Below are 5349 nucleotides of genomic sequence, written 5' to 3' on the forward strand. Positions count from 1 at the left end.
TGGCGGCATAGAACAGCACGCGCTCGCTACCGAACAAGCGGTCAGCAAGCCAAGCACCCAGAATGGTTGCGAGATAAACGCCGCCACCGTATGCACCCACGATGCCGGTGGCGACCTTGATGTCGATACCCAGGCCACCCTTGGCCACGGGGTAGAACATGTACAGGAGCAGGATGCCCTGCATGCCGTAGAAGGAGAAGCGCTCCCACATCTCCACACCAAAGATGGTGGTGAGCTGACGAGGCTGACCGAAGAAAGTCTTCACGGGCTGATCTGCCGTTGTTGTAGACATAGAGCTACCTATTCTTAGTGACAAAGTTCAGGCGTTCTTGGCGAAGCGCCTCCACTTCTGCCTCGACGATGTGTTCGAGCTTACGGCCAATTGCCCAGCTCAGAAGTTGTTCAGCAACCTGGGGGTTTCGAACCAAGCAGGGTCCATGGAGGTAGGTGCCAATGACACGACCGTTGATGGCGCCTTCCGTTTTCCCGTCACCATTACCTATTCCCGAGGTGACAGAAGCAAAGGGTTCAACACCGTTACCTAGGTGAGTGAAGCCGCCGTGGTTTTCATAACCAGTCAAGACAGCCGTGATCTCGGCCGGACTTGTAGACAAAGGATGAGCAATAAGTTCTCCCACTGCACGCTTCTCTAAGCGATCCGTGGTGACATCAAGTAAGCCCAGGCCTGCAGAAGGCTTGCCCTCAGCGTCGAGGAAAGTGTGGCCCAAGATTTGATACCCGGCACAGATAGAAAGAACAGCAGCGCCGTTCTTCACACCCTCGGCGAGCGCGCCACTGCTGTGCAGAGCTGCAGCAGCTGCTGACTGAGCGGTGTCTTCGCCGCCACCTAAGACATAAATATCTGCGTTAGCGGGAACCTTCTGTCCGGGCGAAACCTCGTCTACTGACACAGAGATGCCATGCAGTGCAGCAATGTGGCGCAGCGCAGCCACATTTCCGCCATCACCATATGTACCCAACAAGGTGGGATAGATGGAGGCAATCTTCACAGTCTTGCTCATGCGTCCACCTCTCCTTCAAGAGCACCGACACGGATCTTCTGGAACGCCGTATACGTCGCAGCGCAGTCAATCACGTCGAGTTTGCGCACACTCTCAGGCAATTCTGCGTCTGGCGCAAAGGGGTCCTCGACCACAACGCAGTCCACGCCGGCATGGAGCAATCGAACAGCGAGGTCACGCCGGCGATTGCCCGAGGCAATCACGGTGCGACCAGCAAGACGTTCAAAGGGAACGTCCCACAACCACGAAGGATCACGGCCATCCGCATGGTTGGAGTTGATCATCACAATCACAGGTGTGGGTGCTGGCGGCATGATGTCGAGCAGTTCGCTCCAGCCAGCAGGGTTCTTAGCCAGAAGCAAGCGCACCTTGAGCGCACCTGACTGAACAATGGCGTAACGGCCGGAGACGGCAGAGACCGTGGACATGAGCTCCACTGCTTTGGGCAGGTTGTATCCGAGCTCACTACACGCAGCCAAAGCCATGGTGGCATTGGATGCATTAAAGCGACCAGGAAGACTCAAGTGAGAGAGGTCGAACTTTTCTCCGGAAGGAGAAACCGCAGTTGCGGACGTCTTGCCCTTGGTCGCTTTCCACTCAAAGTTCCATGATGGAGTTGGACGTGTGCGACCACAGCCCGAGCAGCTCCAGGTCTTTTCATCACGCGACAACAACGTTCCGCACTCTGGGCAGACCGAGGAGTCAGCAGTCCACGCCTGACCGGCACCAACCCAGACAATCTTCTTGGCCTTCTCGGCAGCAAAAACCACGATGGGGTCATCTGCGTTGGCGATGATGAGAACTTCAGGGTTCTCTGCAATCATCTTGCGCCACTTGCGAGCAAGCATCGCCACTTCGCTCATGCGGTCGAGCTGGTCACGGCTGAGGTTAGCCAGAAGGACAACCTTGGGCCTTGTCTCTTTCACAATGCGAGGCAAATATGCCTCGTCCACTTCAAGAACAGCCTGAGCACCAGGTGCACCTGTGGCCAAAGCCCAGACAGCGCCTTCAGTCATATTGGCGCCAGTGGTGGGAGAAGCGATCGGTCCACCTTGACTCATTGCGGTGGCAAGGAGACGAGTAGTGGAGGTTTTGCCATTTGTGGCAGAAACGAGAGCGGCTACACGGCCCTGAGCCAAGTCTTCGAGCGCGTGAGGAGAAATCTTGAGGGCGACGGTGCCGCCAATAATCATGCCTTCGCCACGGCCAGCCAACCTCGATGCGGCGGCTGCGAGTTTGCCCGCAGAAATCGCCAGACGGGTTCGCAGGGGCGTATTCACGTCTCCACTTTATAAGCTCATGTCATGGACAACTTGGACCGTCGCATCATTGATCAACTGCGTCAGAATTCTCGAGCCGCCTATGGAGACATCGGTGGAGTCATCGGGCTCTCTGCTTCAGCAGTGAAACGTCGTGTTGACCGCCTGATGGCAGACGGCGTGATTCGTGGTTTCACCATCCACGTTGACCCCTCCGTGGAGGGCTTGGAGACGGAAGCCTATGTTGAGTTATTCTGCCGTGGCACTGTTGCACCGGATGAACTTCGTCGCCTGTTAGAAGGAGTTCCTGACGTCGTGGATGCTGGAACTGTGTCAGGAAGTGCCGATGCGATTGTTCACATGCGCAGCCACAACATCGCCAGCTTAGAAGATGCGCTCGAGGCAGTTCGCAATGCACCCAATGTTGACCACACGAGAACTTCTATCGTGATGTCGCGTTTGATTTATCGCCAATAGTTCGCCCCCGAACGTCCCCACTAGGCTGGGAATATGAGCAAAGAAGCCTACGACGTCGTCATCGTCGGTGGTGGTCACAACGGTCTGACTGCCGCTGCATATCTCGCTAAGACTGGCCGGTCTGTCCTCGTGCTGGAGAAGAGCGACCACCTCGGTGGTGCTGCTATTTCTGCCCAGGCATTTGAGGGTGTTGATGCCCGCCTGTCTCGTTATAGCTACCTGGTCAGCCTTTTGCCCCAGAAGATCATCGAAGACCTCGGTCTCGACGTGAAGCTCATTCGTCGCCGCTACTCTTCCTACACTCCCGTGCCTGGCAACCCTGAAGTGGGTCTGCTCGTGGACAACCAGGACTCTGCTGCCACTGCGTCCTCTTTCTCTCGTATTGGCGAAGCAGAAGACGCTGCTGGCTTTGAGAAGTTCTATGCCAAGACCATTACCTTGGCCCAGGCACTCTGGCCATCGGTGACTGAACCTCTCGTGACCCGTTCTGAAGCTAAGGCCATCGTTGGAAACGATGCAGTGTGGGACGAATTCATTGAGCGTCCCTTGGGTGAAGTCATTGAACGCGACATCCAGGGTGAGATCGCCCGTGGTGTTGCCTACACCGACGGCATCATCGGAACCTTCTCTGCTCCACATGATGCGAGCTTGGATCAAAACCGCTGCTTCCTGTATCACGTCATTGGTGGCACCACCGGTGACTGGGATGTTCCCACCGGTGGCATGGGCGCTGTTTCGGGTGAGATCGCTCGCGCTGCCCGTGAAGCCGGCGCAGAACTTGTAACCGAAGCTGAAGTCACCGCTATCGCTCCTGCCGAGAAGGCCGGCGAAGCCGCCTCCGTTTTCTATAGCAAGGATGGCGTTGCTACCGAGGTGACAACTCCTTGGGTTCTTTCCAACGTCTCACCTTGGGTTCTTTCTGAACTCTTGGGTGAAACACCCGAGCCTTCGGCTCGACCTGAGGGCGCTCAGGTCAAGGTAAACCTGTTGCTCAAGCGTCTGCCCAAGCTGGCGGACCCTAATGTCACTCCTGAACAGGCTTTCGGTGGGACATTCCACATCAACGAGAAGTACTCGCAGCTGCAGGTTGCTTTCGATGAAGCAGCATCGGGCAAGGTTCCTTCAACGCTTCCTTGTGAGATTTACTGCCACTCTCTCAGCGACCCCAGCATCTTGGGCCCAGAGCTTCGTGCTTCGGGTGCTCAGACCCTGACTGTGTTTGGCATCCACGCACCTCACTCGCTGGTGAACCGCGAGAACAACGATGCTGTTCGGGCGGAGCTTCAGGCTGCCGTGTTGCGTTCACTCAACAGCGTTCTGGCAGAACCCATCGAAGACGTCCTCATGCGTGACGCCAACGGTGATTTCTGTGTGGAGACCAAGACCACACTCGATCTCGAAGACGCTCTCAACATGACCGGTGGAAACATCTTCCACGGTCTTCTGTCGTGGCCTTGGGTCGAAGATGGCGATGACCTGTCCACACCCGCGAAGCGTTGGGGCGTGGCAACTGACTACCCAGGTGTTCTACTTTGTGGTTCGGGTGCTCGTCGCGGTGGTGCTGTCTCCGGCATTGGTGGCCACAACGCCGCTATGGCTGTCCTCGAAAGTTAAGAACTTCCCGCCATGCCTCCCATTGAGAACCTGATCGCGTTCAGCATCGCGGCGCTTGTAATCATTTTGATTCCGGGCCCTTCCGTGATGTTTGCGGTTGGGCGCTCGCTTGCCCTGGGCAAGGGCGCCGGTGTTCTCACCGTGGTGGGTAATTCGCTGGGAACCTTCGTCTGGCTCCTTGCAGTAGTTCTGGGCCTTGGTGCGATTGTTGCCAGTTCGCCCATCCTGTTTTATGGAATCAAATACGCCGGGGCTGCCTATTTGGCCTATTTGGGCGTTCAAGCTTTCCGGCACCGCAATGACCACGGTTTCGATGTTGAAACAGGTGGCTCCCCTCAATCCAGATGGAAAACCCTGCGACAAGGCTTCCTTGTTGGCTTAAGCAATCCCAAAACCATGGTGTTCTTCACCGCCGTACTTCCCGGCTTTGTGGATGTGAAGCAGGGCAATGTGATGTTGCAGTTGCTGATTTTGGGCATCATCTTTGAAATCATTGGGACGCTCAGCGATTCAATGTATGCGATTGGTGCCGGTTTAGCTCGTGACTGGTTTGCCCGTGATCCCAAGAGAATTGGAATTGTTCAAGGAACCGGTGGCATCCTGATTATCGGACTGGCCATCTGGGTGGCCTTCTTCGACTCTCTCTAGTCGAGCAGAAGAGCGGGTTCTTCAACCACGCTGGCCACGTCAGCCAAGAAACGGCTGGCCACGTCACCATCAACAACACGGTGGTCAAAGCTGGCACCCAATGTGGTGACGAAACGTGGACGAACTTCTCCGTCAACAACCCAGGGCTTCTGCTTGATGGTTCCCAGTGCCAAGATGCCCACTTCACCGGGGTTCAAGATGGGTGTTCCGGTGTCCATACCAAACACACCAATGTTGGTGACCGTGATGGTTCCGCCAGCCATGTCTGCTGGTGAGGTTTTGCCGTCACGTGCATTCAAGGTGAGCTGTTCGAGAGACTGTGCCAACTC

6 protein-coding genes and 1 pseudogene are annotated in these 5349 nt (G+C 56.2%); 3 read left to right on the top strand and 4 right to left on the bottom strand.

Going from position 1 to position 5349, the window contains the following annotated elements; genetic code table 11:
- The 3 genes and pseudogenes from Q0362_RS03715 to Q0362_RS03725 form a co-directional block, all read right to left on the bottom strand.
- Window positions 1-292, bottom strand: a pseudogene (locus Q0362_RS03715) (MFS transporter); the annotation flags it as partial.
- 4 nt (window positions 293-296) lie between these two features.
- Window positions 297-1022, bottom strand: coding sequence for a type 1 glutamine amidotransferase (locus Q0362_RS03720; protein WP_298119898.1), 726 nt, complete (start codon window positions 1020-1022; stop codon window positions 297-299).
- A complete protein-coding gene (locus tag Q0362_RS03725; protein ID WP_298119900.1) occupies window positions 1019-2302 on the bottom strand; it encodes a MurT ligase domain-containing protein in 1284 nt (427 codons plus the stop codon). The genes Q0362_RS03720 and Q0362_RS03725 overlap by 4 nt, the downstream gene beginning before the upstream one ends.
- Window positions 2303-2326: 24 nt before the next feature.
- Between Q0362_RS03725 and Q0362_RS03730 the strand changes: the two genes are divergently transcribed.
- Genes Q0362_RS03730 through Q0362_RS03740 form a run of 3 tightly spaced genes read left to right on the top strand, consistent with a single transcriptional unit; the run spans window position 2327 to window position 5020 of the window.
- Entirely contained in the window at window positions 2327-2758 is a 432-nt protein-coding gene (locus Q0362_RS03730; RefSeq protein WP_110232594.1) for an Lrp/AsnC family transcriptional regulator, read from the top strand.
- Window positions 2759-2791: 33 nt separating this feature from the next.
- Window positions 2792-4372 carry an NAD(P)/FAD-dependent oxidoreductase gene (locus Q0362_RS03735; RefSeq protein WP_298119903.1) on the top strand — a complete coding sequence of 527 codons (1581 nt, stop codon included), beginning with the start codon at window positions 2792-2794 and terminating at the stop codon, window positions 4370-4372.
- Window positions 4373-4384: 12 nt separating this feature from the next.
- Window positions 4385-5020, top strand: coding sequence for a LysE family translocator (locus Q0362_RS03740; protein WP_298119905.1), 636 nt, complete (start codon window positions 4385-4387; stop codon window positions 5018-5020).
- Here the strand turns inward: Q0362_RS03740 and Q0362_RS03745 are convergent.
- On the bottom strand, window positions 5017-5349 hold a 333-nt coding region (locus Q0362_RS03745; protein WP_298119907.1), incomplete at its 5' end, for a 2-oxo acid dehydrogenase subunit E2. The genes Q0362_RS03740 and Q0362_RS03745 overlap by 4 nt on opposite strands.

It is taken from the genome of uncultured Aurantimicrobium sp., from assembly GCF_936931525.1.
Taxonomy (GTDB): domain Bacteria; phylum Actinomycetota; class Actinomycetes; order Actinomycetales; family Microbacteriaceae; genus Aurantimicrobium.

Coding starts and splice junctions, on each gene's coding strand:
- Q0362_RS03720 (WP_298119898.1), bottom strand. CDS start 1,022: ATGAGCAAGACTGTGAAGATTGCCTCCATCTATCCCACCTTGTTGGGT.
- Q0362_RS03730 (WP_110232594.1), top strand. CDS start 2,327: ATGGACAACTTGGACCGTCGCATCATTGATCAACTGCGTCAGAATTCT.
- Q0362_RS03735 (WP_298119903.1), top strand. CDS start 2,792: ATGAGCAAAGAAGCCTACGACGTCGTCATCGTCGGTGGTGGTCACAAC.
- Q0362_RS03740 (WP_298119905.1), top strand. CDS start 4,385: ATGCCTCCCATTGAGAACCTGATCGCGTTCAGCATCGCGGCGCTTGTA.